A 17,891-nucleotide genomic window follows, 5' to 3' on the forward strand; every position below is an offset into this window, starting at 1 on the left:
CCCCACCGGCCGCAAGCCGAAACACAACCGAGGGGCCGCACCCCGAAAGGTACGGCCCCTCAATCAAGAGCTACTGCTCAGTGGGCGTTCAGCTCTGCCCACCCGCCAGCTTCTCGCGCAGCGCAGCAAGCGCCTCGTCCGACGCCAGCGCACCGGAGGTGTCCGCACCCTCGGAGGAGTACGAACCGCCGCCGCCACCGGCCGCGGCCGGAGCCGCACCCGGGGTGTCGACACCCTCGGCCGCCGCCTGGGCGTCGGCCTCGCGGGACTTGATGACCTGCGCCTGGTGCTGCTCGAACCGCTGCTGCGCCTCGGCGTACTGGTGCTCCCACGCCTCCCGCTGGGTCTCGTAGCCCTCGAGCCAGTCGTTGGTCTCGGGGTCGAAGCCCTCGGGGTAGATGTAGTTGCCCTGGTCGTCGTACGACGCGGCCATGCCGTAGAGCGTCGGGTCGAACTCGACCGAGGCCGGGTCGGCACCGAAGGACTCGTTGGCCTGCTTCAGGGACAGCGAGATCCGGCGACGCTCAAGGTCGATGTCGATGACCTTGACGAAGATCTCGTCGTTGACCTGGACGACCTGCTCCGGGATCTCCACGTGGCGCTCGGCCAGCTCGGAGATGTGCACCAGACCCTCGATGCCCTCGTCCACGCGGACGAACGCACCGAACGGAACCAGCTTCGTGACCTTGCCGGGCACGACCTGGCCGATCTGGTGGGTGCGGGCGAACTGCTGCCACGGGTCTTCCTGCGTCGCCTTCAGCGACAGGGAGACGCGCTCGCGGTCCATGTCGACGTCGAGGACCTCGACGGTGACTTCCTGGCCGACCTCGACAACCTCGGAGGGGTGGTCGATGTGCTTCCAGGACAGCTCGGAGACGTGGACCAGACCGTCGACGCCACCCAGGTCCACGAAGGCACCGAAGTTGACGATCGAGGAAACCACGCCGGAGCGGACCTGACCCTTCTGGAGGGTCGTGAGGAACGTCTGGCGGACCTCGGACTGGGTCTGCTCCAGCCAGGCACGGCGGGACAGGACCACGTTGTTGCGGTTCTTGTCCAGCTCGATGATCTTGGCTTCGAGCTCCTTGCCCACGTAGGGCTGGAGGTCGCGGACACGGCGCATCTCGACGAGAGAAGCCGGCAGGAAGCCACGGAGGCCGATGTCGAGGATGAGTCCACCCTTGACGACCTCGATGACGGTACCGGTGACGATGCCGTCCTCTTCCTTGATCTTCTCGATGGTGCCCCAGGCGCGCTCGTACTGGGCGCGCTTCTTCGAGAGGATCAGGCGGCCTTCCTTGTCCTCCTTCTGGAGAACAAGGGCTTCGATCTCGTCGCCGACCTTGACGACCTCGTTCGGGTCGACGTCGTGCTTGATCGAGAGCTCGCGGCTCGGGATGACACCTTCGGTCTTGTAACCGATGTCGAGCAGGACCTCGTCCCGGTCGACCTTCACGATGACGCCGTCGACGATGTCGCCGTCGTTGAAGTACTTGATCGTCTCGTCGATCGCGGCGAGGAAGGCTTCCTCGTTACCGATGTCGTTGACCGCTACCTGCGGGGTGGTGGCGGTGGTCTCGGTGCTGCTCGTCATGTGGGAAAGGGCTCCGGTACGGACATTGAAGTCGTAGGTACTGCTCACGCCGAGAGCCTTTTTCGCTTCGCTCTGCAGAAGGCCGGACAGCCAAGGAAGCGCCGATCCGGAACACCAGGTGTCCGGTGGCGCCTCGAAAACCGAGGGGACATACATACAGATGCGAGCGCAACCTGCTACGTCTGAGGTGCGCAGGCCCGCAGCGCAACTTGTAGCATACGGGGGCAGCCAGGCAGGGTCAATGCGCGAAGGCGCACACCCGGGGCGGATCGCCGCATACCCGGCACAAAACGTGTCCCGCGAGGCCACGCAGGCCTGAACCACCCCTTCAGTGACGCCGCCGGGCACAGCCGCACCGTAGAGGTGACGGAAGAGTACGACGAGGGAGCCGATCATCCAAGAGCCCGATGCGTTCGAGCCGGAAGCCACCCGGCGTGATGCCGACGTCACCGAGAGTTCCCGGGCCAACCGGGGCTGGTGGGACCGGAACGCGGACGACTACCAGGTCGAACACGGCACCTTTCTCGGCGACGACCGCTTCGTGTGGGGCCCCGAGGGCCTCGACGAGGTGGAGGCCGAGCTCCTCGGCCCGCCCGAGGAGCTGAAGGGCAAGGACGTCCTGGAGATCGGCGCCGGCGCGGCCCAGTGCTCGCGCTGGCTGACCGCCCAGGGTGCCCGCCCGGTCGCCCTGGACCTCTCCCACCGCCAGCTCCAGCACGCGCTGCGGATCGGCGGATCGTTCCCTCTGGTCTGCGCCGACGCGGGCGCGCTGCCCTTCGCGGACGGGTCCTTCGACCTGGCCTGCTCGGCGTACGGGGCGCTGCCGTTCGTCGCCGACCCGGTGCTGGTGCTGCGCGAGGTGCGCCGGGTGCTGCGGCCCGGCGGCCGGTTCGTCTTCTCGACCACGCACCCGATCCGCTGGGCGTTCCCCGACGAGCCGGGCCCCGAGGGGCTGACGGTCTCCGCCTCGTACTTCGACCGCACTCCGTACGTCGAGCAGGCCGACGACGGCAGCGCGGTCTACGTGGAGCACCACCGGACGATCGGCGACCGCGTCCGGGACATCGTGGCGGCGGACCTGCGCCTGGTGGACCTGGTCGAGCCGGAGTGGCCGTCCTGGAACACCGCGGAGTGGGGCGGCTGGTCGCCCCTGCGCGGCAACCTGATCCCCGGGACGACGATCTTCGTGTGCGAACGCGACCGGTAGAACCACCGAGGAGCTGACGGAACGCGGGCACGCGCGCGTAGAGGCCGTTTCGCACGGCGTACGACACTGGGGTCGTGATCCGCTACGACGCCCTCGACGCGCTGCCCGTCCGCAGTGCCCTGCCCGGACTCGACGCCGCCCTGGAGGCGGGCGGTACCGCCGTGCTCGTCGCGCCGCCCGGCACCGGCAAGACGACGCTGGTGCCGCTCGCGCTGGCCGGGCTGCTCGGTGAGGGGCCCACGCGGCGGGTGGTCGTCGCCGAGCCGCGGCGGATCGCGGCGCGGGCGGCGGCCCGGCGCATGGCGTGGCTGCTGGGCGAGAAGGTCGGCGAGAGCGTCGGCTACACCGTGCGCGGCGAGCGGGTCGTCGGACGGCACGCACGCGTGGAGGTCGTCACGACCGGGGTGCTGCTCCAACGGCTGCAACGGGACCAGGAGTTGGCGGGCGTCGACGCCGTGATCCTGGACGAGTGCCATGAGCGGCACCTGGACGCGGACACGGTGGCCGCTTTCCTGATCGACGTACGGGAGGCCCTGCGGCCCGAGTTGCGGCTGGTCGCGGCGTCCGCGACCACCGACGCGCAGGGCTGGGCCCGGCTGCTGGGCGATGCGCCGGTGGTCGAGGCGGAGGGTGTCGCGTACCCGGTGGAGGTCGTCTGGACGCCTCCGGTACGTCCCGTACGGCCGCCGCACGGCATGCGCGTGGACCCGGCGCTGCTCACGCATATGGCGTCGACGGTACGGCGGGCGCTGGGCGAGCGGGACGGGGACGTGCTCTGTTTTCTGCCCGGGGTCGGGGAGATCGCGCGCGTGGCCGGGCAGTTGGGCGACCTGGGCGGGGCCGAGGTGCTCCAGGTGCACGGGCGGGCACCGGCCGCCGTGCAGGACGCGGTGCTGTCCCCGGGGGCGCGGCGGCGGGTGGTGCTCGCGACGTCCGTGGCGGAGTCCTCGCTGACGATTCCCGGTGTACGGGTGGTCGTCGACTCGGGGTTGGCGCGGGAGCCGCGGGTCGATCACGCGCGCGGACTGAGCGCGTTGGCGACGGTACGGGCGTCGCAGGCGGCGGGGCGACAGCGGGCGGGGCGGGCCGGGCGTGAGGCACCCGGGGCCGTGTACCGGTGCTGGGCCGAGGCCGAGGATTCCCGTCTGCCGCGTTTTCCGGCGCCGGAGATCAAGGTGGCCGATCTGACGGCGTTCGCGCTTCAGGCGGCGTGCTGGGGCGATCCTGGGGCGTCGGGGCTGGCGTTGCTGGACGCGCCGCCCTCCGGGGCGATGGCGGCGGCTCAGGGTGTGTTGGCGGCGGTGGGTGCCGTCGACTCGGGTGGGCGTGCGACGGCTCGGGGTGCGCAGTTGGTTCGGCTGGGGCTGCATCCCCGGCTGGGACGGGCCCTGTTGGACTCGGGTCCGGCTGGCGCCGAGGTTGTCGCGCTGCTCAGTGAGGAGGCGCCCCGGGCTTACGGGGATGATCTTGCCGGGGCTTTGCGGAGTGCTCGACGTGGAGGGGACGCCTATGCCGGGCGGTGGCGTGCGGAGGTTCGGCGGCTGCGGGCCGCGGGGGCTGAGATTTCCCACCCACCCACTGGTCACGCCCCTCCTGCAAAAGCGAACGTCGAAATCGACGATTCGCTCGTCGGTCTCGTCGCCGCCCTCGCCTACCCCGAACGCGTCGCCAAAGCCGACGGTGGTTCCTACCTCCTCGTCTCCGGCACCCGAGCCGAAGTCGGCGAAGCCAGCACCCTTCGCGGAGCACCATGGATCGCCGTCGCCGTGGCGGACCGGCCCATCGGCAAGGGGCACGCACGCGTGCAGCTCGGAGCCGTGATCGACGAGGACATCGCCCGGTTCGCGGCCGGGGCGCTGCTCAGCGAGGTGGACGAGGTCCACTGGGCCGGCGGAGACGTCGTGGCCAGGCGCGTCGAGCGGCTCGGGGCCGTCGAGTTGGCGGCGCGGCCTCTGAAGAACGCCGACGCCGTTGCCGTACGGGATGCGCTTGTCGAGGGGTTGCGGCAGGAGGGGTTCGGGCTGTTGCGGTGGTCCGCGGATGCTCAAGTGCTGCGGCAGCGGCTGGCGTTCCTGCATGTGAATGTCGGGGAGCCTTGGCCCGATGTGTCCGACGACGCGCTCCACGCGCGCGTGGACGAGTGGCTGGAGCCGGAGTTGGGGCGGGCGCGGCGGCGGGGGGATCTGGGGCGGATCGACGCGGGGCAGGGGCTGCGGCGGTTGTTGCCGTGGGCCTCGGGGGATGCAGGGCGGTTGGACGAGTTGGCTCCGGAGCGGTTCCTCGTGCCGAGTGGGTCCAGGATCCGGATCGACTACGGGGATCCCGAACAGCCCGTGCTCGCCGTCAAGTTGCAGGAGATGTTCGGACTTCACGAGTCGCCGACCGTCGCCGGGGTGCCCGTGCTCGTGCATCTGCTGTCCCCCGCCGGGCGGCCCGCCGCCGTCACCGCCGATCTCGCGTCCTTCTGGAAGGACGGCTACAAGGGCGTGCGGGCCGAGTTGCGGGGGCGGTATCCGAAGCATCCGTGGCCCGAGGACCCGGCGAGCGCCGAGGCCACGCGGTTCACCAACGCGCGGCTCAGGCGGTGACCGGTTCCGGTTCGTGGACCTCGGTGGGGGCGGGGTCTCCGGGGCGCCTGCTGCGGGCCTCCAGGTAGAGGGAGAGGGCCAGCAGGAGGAGGCCGAGGGTCAGGAAGCCCCAGGGGAGGTAGGAGACCATCAGCAGGACGAGGGTGCGGTTGGACTTCACCAGGGCGACGGTGTGCTTGATGTAGTCCTCGCGCATCTTCACGTCGCCGGCGAACGCCGTCACCTTGTCCCGGCCGCCCAGGAGAGTGCCGCCGCGCAGCTCCTCCTTGTGGAGCTCCTCGCCGTAGACCGGTGCTCCGGTGACGGGTTCGACCCAGAACCTGCGGACCGTGGTGTACCAGCGGGTGGTGCCCGTCCTGGCGACGGACTCCGGGGTGATGCCCTTCACGGGCATCGTCTTCGGGAAGGGGACCTTGGTCCAGGGGATGGTCTGCTCGAAGTAGTAGACCTTGACGCCGCGGAAGTTCTGGGTGCCCTTGTAGTGGATGGGGTTGGTGGTGCGGGTCTGCGCGTCGAAGTACTCGTAGTCCCGTTTCTGGGTCAGGAACGGCCACTTGAACTCGATGCCGTCCCGTTTCACCGGGTCGCCGTCGACCATCTCGCCGGTGGCGTGGACGGGGTCCTGGGTGTGCGCGTCGAAGATGTAGCGCTCGGGGATGGAGGAGACCATCTTGCCGTCGGGGCCCTGGACGTAGGACAGGCCGTCCCAGACGACGACGTCCCGGCCCGCCGTCTTGTCGATCTTCTTGGCGGCCTCCACGTTGCCCTTCAGGGTCTGCACGATGGTGACCTTGGGGACCGTCTTGGCCTGCATGGTGCCGTAGTCGAGGAGGGTGGCGTTCTTCGCCTCCAGGACCATGTCCTGGTACTGGTTCGCCGGGATCTTGGCCAGGCGCGGGAAGGCGTACCAGCGCAGCAGCGGGGACAGCGCCGTGAAGAACACGGCGAGGGCGAGCAGGATCAGGCTGGCCTTGCGGCGCATCTCGGCCTCCATCCCAGGGAGTCAAACGCTTGCGCAAGCGTTTACGGGTGCGCGGGCACCGTCGTCAGCAGCGGTTTCGGGGAGGTCTTGCCCATCGGTGAGCCCATCGCGGTGATGGTCAGGACCAGCGCGAACGCGAGCACGAGTCCGGTCGCGGCGGCGATCAGGGCACGCATGCCGGCCTCCCGACAGACAGAAACCGAATGGATTCAGGAACTGATAGGTCGTCAGGTCCGGCACCGTAGCAACGCACGGGCGAGATGAGAACACGTTGCACACACGACAAAGGCGCCCACCCGCCGAAGCGGAGGGGCGCCCTCGTCCTACGGTCGTGCAGCCGGACTACGCGCTCGGCGATGCCGACGGGCTCGCGCTGGCGCTCGGGCTGGACGAAGACGTGTCGGCCGCCGCCACGGTCAGTTCGACCGTGAGGGTCGCGCCGCCCGTGGTGGTGATCCGGAGCAGGAAGGTGCCGGTGGTGTCGTCGGCGTACAGCTTCGGCAGCTTGAGGAGGCCGTCGGCGTCCGTGGCCAGGCCCGTGAGGGTGCGTACGGTCTTGCCGTCCGTGTCCTTGAAGTAGGGGCCCTTGTCGTTCTCGGTGGCGTCGTCGGTGGCCTTGATGAGGGTCGCGGTGGCGGCGACCTTGTCGGCGACGGCGCCGTTCTCCGTGGCCTTCACCTCGACCTGGTCGGCGAACTCGCCGCCCGGCGTGCAGGTCAGCGCCGTGGTGCTGGTGCGGACCAGGGTGTCGGCGACGCGGGGCGTGACGCTGGCCGGGTAGTCGAGACCGGCGATCGTACGGCCGACGACGGTCGCGCGGACGGTGAAGTCACCGGTGGTCTCGCCGGCTTGGAGGGCGGGGGCGACGGCCACACCGGAGGCGTTGGTGGTGACCGTGGCGACCTTCTCGCCGCCCGTGAAGGTGGTGTCCGTGGTCCCGACGATCGTGAACCGGATCCTGACCTTGGCGACGGCCTTGCCGGCCGAGGTCTCGGCGCTGGTGCTGATCTTCTTGCTGAACTGGTCGCCCGCGACCGCCGTGAGCTTGGCCGTGCCCGCGTCCGCGAGCTTGGCCACCGTGTCGGTGGGCGTGGGAGTGGGCGTCGGGCTCGGGCTGGACGGCACGGAGGGAGTGGTGGTGTTGCCCGGCTTGCTCGGAGTCGGGTCGGGGCTCGGCGACGGGGTGCTCGGAGTCGTCGGCGAGGGCGAAGTCGTAGGACTGGTGCCGGAGTTGTCGTCGCTGCGGCCCGACGGCAGGGTGCCCGTGCCGTCCGGGACCGAGTGGGTGCCCTTGCGGTAGTACTCCAGCCAGGACAGGACCGTGTTCAGGTAGTCCGTCGAGTTGTTGTAGCTGAGGATCGCGCTGCGCAGGCCCGCGTCGGTCGACAGGTTCCAGTCGTTGCGGCACAGGTAGTGGCCGGCGGCGAGGGCGGCGTCGTAGACGTTGTTGGGGTCCTTGACCCCGTCGCCGTTGCCGTCACGGCCCGCCCAGGCCCAGGTGGACGGGATGAACTGCATGGGCCCGACGGCCTGGTCGTACGTGCTGTTGCCGTCGTACAGACCGTGGTCGGTGTCCTTGATGAGCGCGAAGCCGTTGCCGTCGAGCGCGGGGCCCAGGATCTTGGAGGTCGTGGTGCCGTTCGCGTCGACCTGGCCGCCGCGGGCCTGGCCGGACTCGACCTTGCCGATGGCGGCGAGGAGTTGCCAGGGCAGGTTGCAGCCGGGCTTGGAGGCGGCGAGTTCGGTCTCGGCCTTCTTGTAGGCGTCGAGGACGGTCGCCGGGATGCCGGCCTCGGCCTCGCCCACCGAGACCGGGGTCCCTATGGACGGCGACTGGCTGTCGCTCGGGCTCGGGTTGGGGCTGCTGAGGGGCGGGAGGTCCGTGTAGTACGGCGAGTCTCCGGTGGCGCTGTGGTCGGTGCTCCCGTCGGGCGTCGCCTGGCCGGTGGCGAGCGTTCTGTGGCCGCCGGTCACCGCCGGAGCCTGGGACGCGGACAGTGCCGCGACCGCTGCCGCGGCCACCGCCGTCGTCGCCGCACCCTTGCGCAGCCGCCTGCCGAAATGCGCCGTCATGGAGTGAACCCCTCCCAGGGACGCCCGAGCGCCCGTCCTTGTCTGTTGCCTCTGCGCCTGGTGTGACGGTCGACCCGCCCCACAGGTTGCCCTCGTGGTCGTAATCGGATGGTGTGTACTTCTGTCCTCCGCCTCCGCCCGTCCGCGGGCCCCGCGCGGGGACCCAGGCGACCCTACGACAACTTGCTTTGCACGGGCACCCGTTGGTGACCGTTATTCACCGCTTGGCCATATGCCGATGTCTCCTACGGAGCGCCCTGTTGCCGTTCACCTTGAGTCATGCCGCCGCCGTACTGCCCGCCGTGCGCGGCGACGGAAGAGGGCGCGGCCGTCTCGTGCCTGCGGTGCTGGTGGCGGGTTCCTTCGCCCCCGACATGACGTACTACGCGGCGAGTGCGGTCCCCGGAGCGATGGAGTTCGGTGAGGTCACGCACTCCTTCCCGGGCGTCTTCACGGTCGACGTCGCGATCACCTGGGCGACGGTCGGCCTGTGGCTGCTGCTGCGCGAACCCCTGGTGGCCCTGCTCCCGCGCGCCCGCCGGCCCCGGACGGCGACCCTGTTGCGCTGCGGCGCCCCACGCGCGCGTGCGACCCCGTCACTGGCCGCGTGGTGGTACGTCTCCGCGGTCCTCGGCGGCCTGACCCACGTCGTCTGGGACGCGTTCACCCACCACGACCGGTGGGGCGTACGCCTGTTCCCCGTCCTCGACCGGGAGCTGGGCGGCAGACCGCTGTTCTCGGCCCTGCAGTACGGCAGTTCGGCGCTCGGCGCGCTGCTGATCACCGTGTTCGTGGTGCGTGCGCTACGACGGGTTCCGGCCGCCGAGCCGGTGGGGGTGCCCGTGCTGTCGGTACGGGACCGGTGGGCGGCCGGGATCGTCATCGCCGCCTGTGCCCTGGTCGCGGCGGCGGAACGGGCGTCGACCTGGTGGGCCTACTGGGGCTCGACGGCGACCCCCTGGGACCTGATCCCGACCGTGTGCTTCGGCGCGGGGGCGGGCCTGGTGCTGGGCGTGCTCCTGTACGCGGTCGGCGTCCGCGTGTGGCGTCCGGCTGCAGCCGGGGTGCCTGACGCCCCGGACGGGGTCAGCGCTGACCGGAGCCGTCCGGCGGGGTCGCGATGAACACCGTCATGGTGTGCGCGGAGGGTGACCTCGGGAGCCGGCTGAGGACGAGGTCCAGGTAGCTGCGCCCCAGGTCGGCCCAGAGCCGCCAGACGGGGGTGCCGGTGGGGGTGATGGCGGGTCCCTGGGGATGTCTGGCTTGTTCTCGGGGGTCTACGGCCGTGTCGTCCCGGAACGTGAGGCGGCGCCGGAGTCCTGCGGCCGTGTGCTGGACGGCCATCGCGAGGTCGGCGGGAATGCGGGCGGTGCTTGCGCCGACCGCGAAGGCCGGAACCGGCGGTCGAAGCGCACCCTGCGCTGCGGCGGCCCCCGCTGCCTGCGCCTGCGCCGTCCGGCGGTGAAGCGTGCGTATACCCATGCCCGCATCCTTACGGTCGCCGGAGGCGGGAGGCGCTTCCGCGGGGGCCACGCGGGTGACGGGCCCTCCGGGGGTTGGGCGGAGGTTGTGCGGGGGGTTTCTGCCGCCGGGGGTGGGTGTGTGCCGGGCGGGGTGGGGTGCGGGGCGGGTGCTGTGGGGGCGGGTGCGCTGGCTGAGGTAGGACGCGGTGTCGTGCCCTGCGGGCAGCCTGGGAGCGGGGACGGCGCGCCGATGGGGTGGGGGCGGTGCGGGCGCCCTGCGGGGGCACGAGAGGGGTTGGGGTGGGCTCGGCACCGCCGGGATGGGTTGTGGTGGGTGCTCGCCGTTGCGGCGGGAATCTCTTGCGGGTCAGGTCCAAGAACCGGGATGGACAGCTCTTGTGCGGGCCGGGTCAACGAAACCCCAGGAAGGGCACTGCGGTGCTGGTGGCTGCGGCGTGGTGGGCGTTCGCGGCGGGACTTTCGTGCAGGTGGACTGCAGGGCAGGCCCCACAGGCAGTGGGGAGGGACGAAGGTGAGCCCAGGCGTCCGGGCTCTCCAGCGGCACGGCAGCCCCGGGCCGATCCTCCGCAGCCGGCCCAGGCAACACACCTCAGCCACTCACCCAAGCCACGGTTCCCCGTCACCCACTCCGCCGTGACTCACCGCAGCCCCAGCCGAGGCTCGCCGCGCACCACCCCGGCCGACATACCCCCACCCCCGGCCGGAGCAACCCCCCGCACAACCCCCGCCCAACCGCCGGAGGCTAGTGCGCGGCCGACTCCCAGTCCGGTCCCACGCCCACCGAGACGTCCAGGGGTGCCCGGAGGTGGACCGCGCCGGCCATCGCGTGGCGGACGAGTTCCTCGGTGGCCGCTCGTTCCCCGGGGGCGATCTCCAGGACGATTTCGTCGTGGACCTGGAGGAGCATGCGGGACTTCAGGTCGGCCTCGCGCAGGGCGGTGTCGACCTTGAGCATGGCCATCTTGACGATGTCCGCCGCGGTGCCCTGGATCGGGGCGTTGAGCGCCATGCGCTCGGCGGCCTCGCGGCGTTGACGGTTGTCGCTGTTGAGGTCGGGGAGGTAGCGGCGGCGGCCGAAGAGGGTCGCCGTGTAGCCCGTCGCCCGTGCCTCGTCGACCGCACGGCGCAGATAGTCCCGTACGCCGCCGAAGCGCTCGAAGTACGTGTCCATCAGGACCCGCGCCTCGCCCGCGTCGATGTTCAGCTGCTGGGAGAGGCCGAAGGCGGACAGGCCGTAGGCGAGGCCGTACGACATCGCCTTGATCTTGCGGCGCATCTCCGCGTCGACCGCGGAACCCTCGACCGAGAACACCTGGGAGGCGACCGTGGTGTGCAGGTCCTCGCCCGAGGTGAACGCCTCCAACAGCCCCTCGTCCTCGGAGAGATGGGCCATCACGCGGAGCTCGATCTGACTGTAGTCCGCGGTCATCAGGGACTCGTAGCCCTCGCCCACCACGAAGCCCCGGCGGATCGCCCTGCCCTCGTCCGTGCGGACCGGGATGTTCTGCAGGTTCGGGTCCGTGGAGGAGAGGCGGCCGGTCGCGGCCACCGTCTGGTTGAACGTGGTGTGGATGCGGCCGTCCGTCGCGATCGTCTTGATCAGGCCCTCTACGGTGACGCGCAGCTTCGCCTGTTCGCGGTGGCGGAGCATGATGACCGGCAGTTCGTTCTCGGTCTGGTTGGCCAGCCAGGCCAGGGCGTCCGCGTCGGTCGTGTAGCCGGTCTTCGTCTTCTTGGTCTTGGGCAGGCCGAGTTCGCCGAAGAGGACTTCCTGGAGCTGCTTGGGCGAGCCGAGGTTGAACTCGTGCCCGGCCGCCGCGTGCGCCTCCTTCACCGCCTGTTGGACGGCGCCGGCGAACATCTGCTCCATGGCTTCGAGGTGCGTCTTGTCGGCCGCGATGCCGGACCGCTCCAGGCGGGCCAGCAGGATCGAGGTCGGCAGCTCCATGTCACGCAGCAGGTCCGCCGCGCCGACCTCCTGGAGCCGCTCCCCGAAGGCGTCTCCCAGGTCGAGGATCGCGCGGGCCTGCACCATCAGGGCGTCCGCCTCGGCGCCGTCGTCCGCACCGAACGCGAGCTGCCCGTCGGCCGTGGCGGCGGGGGCCAGTTCGCGGCCGAGGTACTCCAGGGACAGCGCGTCCAGGTCGAAGGAGCGGCGGCCGGGCTTGACCAGGTAGGCGGCGAGCGCGGTGTCCATGGAGATGCCGGCGATGGTCCAGCCGTGCTCGGCGAAGACCCGCATCGCGCCCTTGGCGTTGTGGAACACCTTGGGGCGGTCGGCGTCGGACAGCCAGGCCGAGAACGCGTTCTCGTCGCTCTCGTCCAGCTCGGCGGGGTCGAACCAGGCGGCCGCTCCTCCGGCGGTGGCGAGCGCGACCTCGGTCACCGAACCCGAGCCGAGCGCCCAGGTGTCGACGGTGGCGACCCCGAGGGGCTCGGTGCCGTAGTCGGTGAGCCAGCCGGTCAGTTCGCCGGTGCCGAGGACCGAGCCGTCGACCGCCACACCGCTCTCGGCGGGCGGGGTCGCGTCGGCCTCCTCGTTGCCCGGGTCGACGGCCAGGAGGCGCTCGCGCAGCGAGGGGTTGCGGATCTCCAGGGTGTCGAGAACCATCGCGAGGGCCGTGCGGTCGTACGGAGCGCGCTCCAGGTCGAGGACCGTCCTGGGCAGCTCGACGTCCTTGACCATCTCGGTGAGGCGGCGGTTGAGCTTGACGGCGTCCAGGTGGTCGCGGAGGTTCTGCCCGGCCTTGCCCTTGACCTCGTCGACGCGCTCCACCAACTCCGCGAACGAACCGAACTGGTTGATCCACTTCGCGGCGGTCTTCTCGCCGACGCCGGGGATGCCCGGGAGGTTGTCGGACGGGTCGCCGCGCAGCGCCGCGAAGTCGGGGTACTGGGCCGGCGTCAACCCGTACTTCTCGACGACCTTCTCCGGAGTGAACCGGGTCAGCTCGGAGACACCCTTCGTCGGGTACAGCACCGTGGTGTGGTCGGACACCAGCTGGAACGAGTCCCGGTCGCCGGTGACGATCAGCACGTCGAAGCCCTCGGCCTCGGCCTGGGTGGCGAGCGTGGCGATGACGTCGTCGGCCTCGAAGCCGTCGACCGCGAACCGGGACACGTGCATCGTGTCGAGCAGCTCGCCGATCAGCTCGACCTGGCCCTTGAACTCGTCCGGGGTCTTGGAGCGGTTCGCCTTGTACTCGGTGAACTCCTCGGAGCGCCAGGTCTTGCGGGACACGTCGAAGGCCACCGCGAAGTGCGTGGGCGCCTCGTCGCGCAGGGTGTTGGCCAGCATCGACGCGAAGCCGTAGATCGCGTTCGTCGGCTGGCCCGTCGCGGTCGTGAAGTTCTCCGCGGGCAACGCGAAGAACGCGCGGTAGGCCAGCGAGTGCCCGTCCATCAGCATCAGCCGTGGACGGTCTCCGCCGGAGGTGTTCCCGGAGGTCTTGTCGGTCTTCTTCGATGCTGTCTCTGCCACGACCCCGATCCTGCCACGCCCCACTGACAGTCGGAGTCACGGTCGCCGCGTCGGAGGTCACGGTCGCGACGGCGGGGCCGGGCCAGGAGCGGCGGAAGTCTCCGCCGCGAGGGCGGGAGCGGCGGCCGGAATCGTCGTGGCCCGCGGCGCGGAGGCGCGTACGAAGGCAGTCCGCGGAAGGCGAAGGTGGTGAGCCCGGTGGCGTCGCGGCGGCGGTCGTAGGAGAACCCCTCCCCGTGGCCGCGCGGGCTGAACGACCCCGCGCGCGTGCAAGGTCACCATCGTCGCGCGGACGCGTCCCGGCCCGCCCCGGTGCACACCGGACGGACCGGCACCGGCCGCCGCAGCACAGGCCGGCCGGAGGACAGCACCCGCGGCGGAGACCCGCCGGACGGCAGCACCGGCCGCGACGAGGAGCCGGACAAGCCCACCCCACGCCTCGCCCCGCACCCACGCCGGACCCTCGTAGCCGCCGCCCGCCGCGAAGAAGCAGTTGCCCCGCCCCGCGCTCGCGCCGGACCCCCGCTCGTCGCGGCCTGGACCGAGGCCCGCCCCGTCTCACCCCGCGCACACGCCGAACCCATAGATCCCACGAACCGACCTCGGCGCTGTCACTGCCCCGTGCGAGGATCGGAGATGTAGCGCACATGTGCCAGCGAAGGAGGGCCCGCGATGGCCACGAAGCCGCCCAAGGGTGATCCGGTCCAGGACGCCCCGCAGGTCACCGAGCCCAAGCACGCCGCGGCAGGACTTCCAGCGATCGGGCACACGTTGCGCATCGCCCAGCAGCAGATGGGTGTGAAACGCACCGCGTTGACGCTGCTGCGGGTCAATCAGAAGGACGGCTTCGACTGCCCGGGCTGCGCCTGGCCGGAGCCGGACCACCGGCACGCGGCGGAGTTCTGTGAGAACGGCGCGAAGGCGGTCGCCGAGGAGGCCACCCTGCGCCGGGTCACCCCGGAGTTCTTCGCGGCCCACCCGGTGGCCGATCTCGCGACCCGCAGCGGGTACTGGCTGGGGCAACAAGGGCGTCTGACGCATCCCATGTATCTCCCCGAAGGGGCCGAGCGCTACGAACCGGTCTCCTGGGAGCGTGCCTTCGACATCGTCGCGGAGGAGATCGCCGCCCTCGGCTCCCCCGACGAGGCGCTGTTCTACACCTCGGGCCGGACCAGCAACGAGGCCGCGTTCCTGTACCAGCTGTTCGCAAGGGAGTTGGGCACCAACAACCTGCCCGACTGCTCCAACATGTGCCACGAGTCGAGCGGTTCGGCCCTCAGCGAGACGATCGGCATCGGCAAGGGCAGCGTCCTGCTGGAGGACCTCTACCAGGCCGACCTGATCGTCGTCGCCGGCCAGAACCCGGGGACCAACCACCCGCGCATGCTCTCCGCCCTGGAGAAGGCCAAGGCCAACGGCGCGAAGATCATCAGCGTCAACCCGCTGCCCGAGGCGGGCCTGGAGAAGTTCAAGAACCCGCAGACCCCGCAGGGCATGCTCAAGGGCGCCGCCCTCACCGACCTGTTCCTGCAGATCCGCATCGGCGGCGACCAGGCCCTCTTCCGCCTCCTCAACAAGCTCATCCTTGAGACGGACGGCGCGGTCGACACGGAGTTCATCGACGAACACACCCACGGCTACGAAGAGTTCGCCGCCGCCGCGCGGGACGCCGACTGGGACGAGACGCTCCTCGCCACCGGGCTGACCCGCCCGGAGATCGAGCAGGCCCTGGAGATGGTCCTCGCCTCCGAGCGCACCATCGTGTGCTGGGCGATGGGCCTCACCCAGCACAAGCACGCCGTCCCGACCATCCGCGAGGTCGTCAACTTCCTTCTGCTGCGCGGCAACATCGGCCGCCCCGGCGCCGGCGTGTGCCCGGTGCGCGGCCACAGCAACGTGCAGGGCGACCGCACGATGGGCATCTTCGAGCGCCCCGCACCCGCCTTCCTGGACGCCCTGGAGAAGGAGTTCGGCTTCGCCCCGCCGCGCGAGCACGGCTACGACGTCGTCGCCGCGATCCGCGCCCTGCGCGACGGCGACGCGAAGGTGTTCTTCGCCATGGGCGGCAACTTCGTGTCCGCGTCCCCCGACACCGAGGTCACCGAAGCGGCCATGCGGCGCGCCAGCCTCACCGTGCACGTGTCGACGAAGCTCAACCGCTCGCACGCCGTCACGGGCGCGCGTGCCCTCATCCTGCCCTGTCTGGGCCGCACCGAGCGCGATCTCCAGGGCGGCGGCAAGCAGTTCGTGACCGTCGAGGACTCCATGGGCATGGTGCACGCCTCCCGCGGCCGCCTGGAGCCCGCGAGCGCCGACCTGTTGTCGGAGCCGGCCATCGTGTGCCGCCTCGCCCGCCGCGTCCTGGGCGCGGAATCCCGCACGCCCTGGGAGGAGTTCGAGAAGGACTACGCGACGATCCGCGACCGCATCGCCCGCGTGATCCCCGGCTTCACCGACTTCAACGCGCGCGTGGCCCACCCCGGAGGCTTCGCCCTCCCGCACGCCCCGCGCGACGAACGCCGCTTCCCCACCGCCACCGGCAAGGCCAACTTCACGGCAGCGCCCGTCGAATACCCCGAACTCCCCGAAGGGCGCCTGCTGTTGCAGACGCTGCGCTCGCACGACCAGTACAACACCACGATCTACGGCCTCGACGACCGCTACCGGGGCATCAAGAACGGCCGCCGGGTCGTCATGGTCCACCCCGACGACGCCGCCCGGCTCGGGATCGCCGACGGGTCGTACGTCGATCTGGTCGGCGAGTGGAAGGACGGCGTGGAGCGGCGGGCGCCCGGTTTCCGGGTCGTGCTCTATCCGACCGCGCGGGGCTGCGCGGCCGCCTACTACCCGGAGACCAACGTCCTGGTCCCCCTGGACGCCACCGCCGACACAAGCAACACCCCGGCCAGCAAGTCCGTCGTCGTACGTCTGGAACAATCGACCACCGACTGAGCGTTCGCTCAGCCGTCAGTCAGGTCCACCCGCCAGACGCAGGACGAACGGAGTCGGCCCCATGGGCGAGCAGCAGCACGGGAAGTTCCCGCAGGACGTCATCGACGAGTACTCGGCACTCGGCGTCGACCTGGTCGCCCTCTTCTCCGCGGGGCACCTCGGCACCCGGATGGGCGTGGAGATCGTCGAGGCGTCCGCCGAGCGCGTCGTCGGCACCATGCCCGTCGAGGGGAACACCCAGCCGTACGGACTGCTGCACGGCGGCGCCTCCGCCGTCCTGGCCGAGACCCTTGGCTCGCTGGGGTCCATGCTGCACGGCGGCAGCACGAAGCTCGCCGTCGGCGTCGACCTCAACTGCACCCACCACCGGGGCGCCCGCTCCGGCCTCGTGACCGGCGTCGCCACCCCCGTGCACCGGGGCCGCTCGACAGCGACGTACGAGATCGTGATCAGTGACGAGGACGGGCGACGGGTGTGCACCGCGCGGCTGACCTGCATGCTGCGGGACATCAAGCCGGGCGACCCCGTCCCCGCGACCACCGCGAGCTGAATCCCCGCACGAGCCGATCGCGGCCGGGCCCACGGCTCGCCGCGAACCGGCCCCGGACCGGAGGATCTCGACCCTGTCTTCCGCACCCCCGTCCGCTCCCCTACCGTTTCCCCATGAGGCTGCCGGCATGAGCGGTATCGGGCCCGTCGAATCCGTCGACTCACCGGAGAGAGACGGGAGTTACGAAGTCATCGGGGGTGACTCGCCCCGCCTGACCGACCATTGGCACACCCTGCCGCGACGCACCCGCAGGGCCGTGCTCGCGGCGGGCACGACCGCCGCCGTCGCCGTCGGAGCCGTCCTCCTGCCGCCCTTCCACGACGGGCGGCAGGACACCCCGGCCCCACCCGTGCCGTGGCCCGCGAACATCACCGAATGGCGCTACACCGGGCTCGCCCAGACCACCGACACCCCCACCACGACCGGCTTCTTCCGCTTCGCGGTCACCGTGGACAGCGGACCCCCCGTCGCCATCCGGGTCACCGGCGCCGCCTTCGACGGGCTCACCGCCCAGGCCGTCCCGGCCCCGTCCTTCACCGTCCGCACCGGGGCGACCCGCCGCGTCACCGTGGAGATATCGGTTTCCGACTGTTCGGGACTGCCCCTGAATGCGGACCTCGCCTTTCTGGACGTAACGCTGCGTAACACGCGCGCAATACAACACCACAGTTTCATCTTCGGCAGCGCCTACTCCAAGGACCTTTCCCAGCTCCTCCACAGGGCCTGCGGTACGACAAACGCCAGGCCAGGCCTACGGCCAAGCGGAAGTGCAGGTTCTCAAAATGTGGACCGGGGCTGAATTCCGCCAAACCGGCTGAGACCCACCTTTCGCCAAGCCCGCCAACCGGCACGTCATAACAAGAAAGTCACAAGCCAGCGCACGACGATGCCGATGCCTACAGACCGGGCTTAGAGTCACGGCCAGTCACCGCTCCATCGGGAGTTGGGTACCAGCGCAGCACCTTGCCGCTCCACACCGG

At 70.7% G+C, this 17,891-nt stretch carries 12 protein-coding genes; 6 read left to right on the forward strand and 6 right to left on the reverse strand.

Features of this window, described 5'->3' with window-relative positions:
* Positions 1-88: 88 nt before the first annotated feature.
* The gene (gene rpsA / locus ACGFY9_RS08775; protein ID WP_200690747.1) at positions 89-1,594 is read right to left on the reverse strand and encodes a 30S ribosomal protein S1; all 1,506 of its coding nucleotides are present in this window, start codon (positions 1,592-1,594) and stop codon (positions 89-91) included.
* A 391-nt stretch (positions 1,595-1,985) separates the two neighbouring features.
* On the opposite strand from rpsA, the gene ACGFY9_RS08780 reads away from it, so the two are divergent.
* Positions 1,986-2,801 carry a class I SAM-dependent methyltransferase gene (locus ACGFY9_RS08780; protein ID WP_393753374.1) on the forward strand — a complete coding sequence of 272 codons (816 nt, stop codon included), beginning with the start codon at positions 1,986-1,988 and terminating at the stop codon, positions 2,799-2,801.
* A gap of 74 nt (positions 2,802-2,875) precedes the next feature.
* Complete coding sequence (gene hrpB, locus ACGFY9_RS08785; protein WP_393753031.1) at positions 2,876-5,389, forward strand: ATP-dependent helicase HrpB; 2,514 nt, start codon at positions 2,876-2,878, stop codon at positions 5,387-5,389.
* On the opposite strand, the gene ACGFY9_RS08790 is transcribed toward hrpB, so the two are convergent.
* The 3 genes from ACGFY9_RS08790 to ACGFY9_RS08800 form a co-directional block, all read right to left on the reverse strand.
* The gene (locus tag ACGFY9_RS08790; RefSeq protein ID WP_393753032.1) at positions 5,379-6,371 is read right to left on the reverse strand and encodes a DUF3068 domain-containing protein; all 993 of its coding nucleotides are present in this window, start codon (positions 6,369-6,371) and stop codon (positions 5,379-5,381) included. The genes hrpB and ACGFY9_RS08790 overlap by 11 nt on opposite strands.
* A gap of 41 nt (positions 6,372-6,412) precedes the next feature.
* Entirely contained in the window at positions 6,413-6,547 is a 135-nt protein-coding gene (locus ACGFY9_RS08795) for an SPW_0924 family protein (RefSeq protein WP_106437209.1), read from the reverse strand.
* Between the two features lie 166 nt (positions 6,548-6,713).
* Complete coding sequence (locus ACGFY9_RS08800; RefSeq protein WP_393753033.1) at positions 6,714-8,444, reverse strand: lytic transglycosylase domain-containing protein; 1,731 nt, start codon at positions 8,442-8,444, stop codon at positions 6,714-6,716.
* Positions 8,445-8,704: 260 nt separating this feature from the next.
* Here ACGFY9_RS08800 and ACGFY9_RS08805 point away from each other — a divergent pair, with 260 nt between their 5' ends.
* Positions 8,705-9,568, forward strand: a complete 864-nt coding sequence (locus tag ACGFY9_RS08805) for a DUF4184 family protein (protein WP_393753034.1) — start codon at positions 8,705-8,707, stop codon at positions 9,566-9,568.
* On the opposite strand, the gene ACGFY9_RS08810 is transcribed toward ACGFY9_RS08805, so the two are convergent.
* Positions 9,531-9,926 (reverse strand): hypothetical protein, encoded by a 396-nt coding sequence (locus tag ACGFY9_RS08810; RefSeq protein ID WP_393753035.1) that lies wholly within the window; start codon positions 9,924-9,926, stop codon positions 9,531-9,533. The genes ACGFY9_RS08805 and ACGFY9_RS08810 overlap by 38 nt on opposite strands.
* A 744-nt stretch (positions 9,927-10,670) precedes the next feature.
* Positions 10,671-13,409 carry a DNA polymerase I gene (gene polA / locus ACGFY9_RS08815; protein ID WP_393753036.1) on the reverse strand — a complete coding sequence of 913 codons (2,739 nt, stop codon included), beginning with the start codon at positions 13,407-13,409 and terminating at the stop codon, positions 10,671-10,673.
* Positions 13,410-14,081: 672 nt separating this feature from the next.
* On the opposite strand from polA, the gene ACGFY9_RS08820 reads away from it, so the two are divergent.
* The 3 genes from ACGFY9_RS08820 (at position 14,082) to ACGFY9_RS08830 (ending at position 17,710) form a co-directional block, all read left to right on the forward strand.
* Positions 14,082-16,361, forward strand: a complete 2,280-nt coding sequence (locus ACGFY9_RS08820) for an FdhF/YdeP family oxidoreductase (protein WP_393753037.1) — start codon at positions 14,082-14,084, stop codon at positions 16,359-16,361.
* A gap of 61 nt (positions 16,362-16,422) precedes the next feature.
* Entirely contained in the window at positions 16,423-16,911 is a 489-nt protein-coding gene (locus ACGFY9_RS08825; protein ID WP_393753038.1) for a PaaI family thioesterase, read from the forward strand.
* A gap of 127 nt (positions 16,912-17,038) precedes the next feature.
* The gene (locus tag ACGFY9_RS08830; RefSeq protein ID WP_393753039.1) at positions 17,039-17,710 is read left to right on the forward strand and encodes a hypothetical protein; all 672 of its coding nucleotides are present in this window, start codon (positions 17,039-17,041) and stop codon (positions 17,708-17,710) included.
* The last annotated feature ends 181 nt before the right edge of the window (positions 17,711-17,891 follow it).

It is taken from the genome of Streptomyces sp. NPDC048504 (genome assembly GCF_043200035.1).
Taxonomy (GTDB): Bacteria; Actinomycetota; Actinomycetes; order Streptomycetales; family Streptomycetaceae; genus Streptomyces.

What these genes read in the sequence shown, in the direction of transcription:
- rpsA (WP_200690747.1), bottom strand. Translation starts at nt 1,594, where the DNA reads ATGACGAGCAGCACCGAGACCACCGCCACCACCCCGCAGGTAGCGGTC.
- ACGFY9_RS08790 (WP_393753032.1), bottom strand. Translation starts at nt 6,371, where the DNA reads ATGCGCCGCAAGGCCAGCCTGATCCTGCTCGCCCTCGCCGTGTTCTTC.
- ACGFY9_RS08795 (WP_106437209.1), bottom strand. Translation starts at nt 6,547, where the DNA reads ATGCGTGCCCTGATCGCCGCCGCGACCGGACTCGTGCTCGCGTTCGCG.
- ACGFY9_RS08800 (WP_393753033.1), bottom strand. Translation starts at nt 8,444, where the DNA reads ATGACGGCGCATTTCGGCAGGCGGCTGCGCAAGGGTGCGGCGACGACG.
- ACGFY9_RS08810 (WP_393753035.1), bottom strand. Translation starts at nt 9,926, where the DNA reads ATGGGTATACGCACGCTTCACCGCCGGACGGCGCAGGCGCAGGCAGCG.
- ACGFY9_RS08820 (WP_393753037.1), top strand. Translation starts at nt 14,082, where the DNA reads ATGGCCACGAAGCCGCCCAAGGGTGATCCGGTCCAGGACGCCCCGCAG.
- ACGFY9_RS08825 (WP_393753038.1), top strand. Translation starts at nt 16,423, where the DNA reads ATGGGCGAGCAGCAGCACGGGAAGTTCCCGCAGGACGTCATCGACGAG.
- ACGFY9_RS08830 (WP_393753039.1), top strand. Translation starts at nt 17,039, where the DNA reads ATGAGCGGTATCGGGCCCGTCGAATCCGTCGACTCACCGGAGAGAGAC.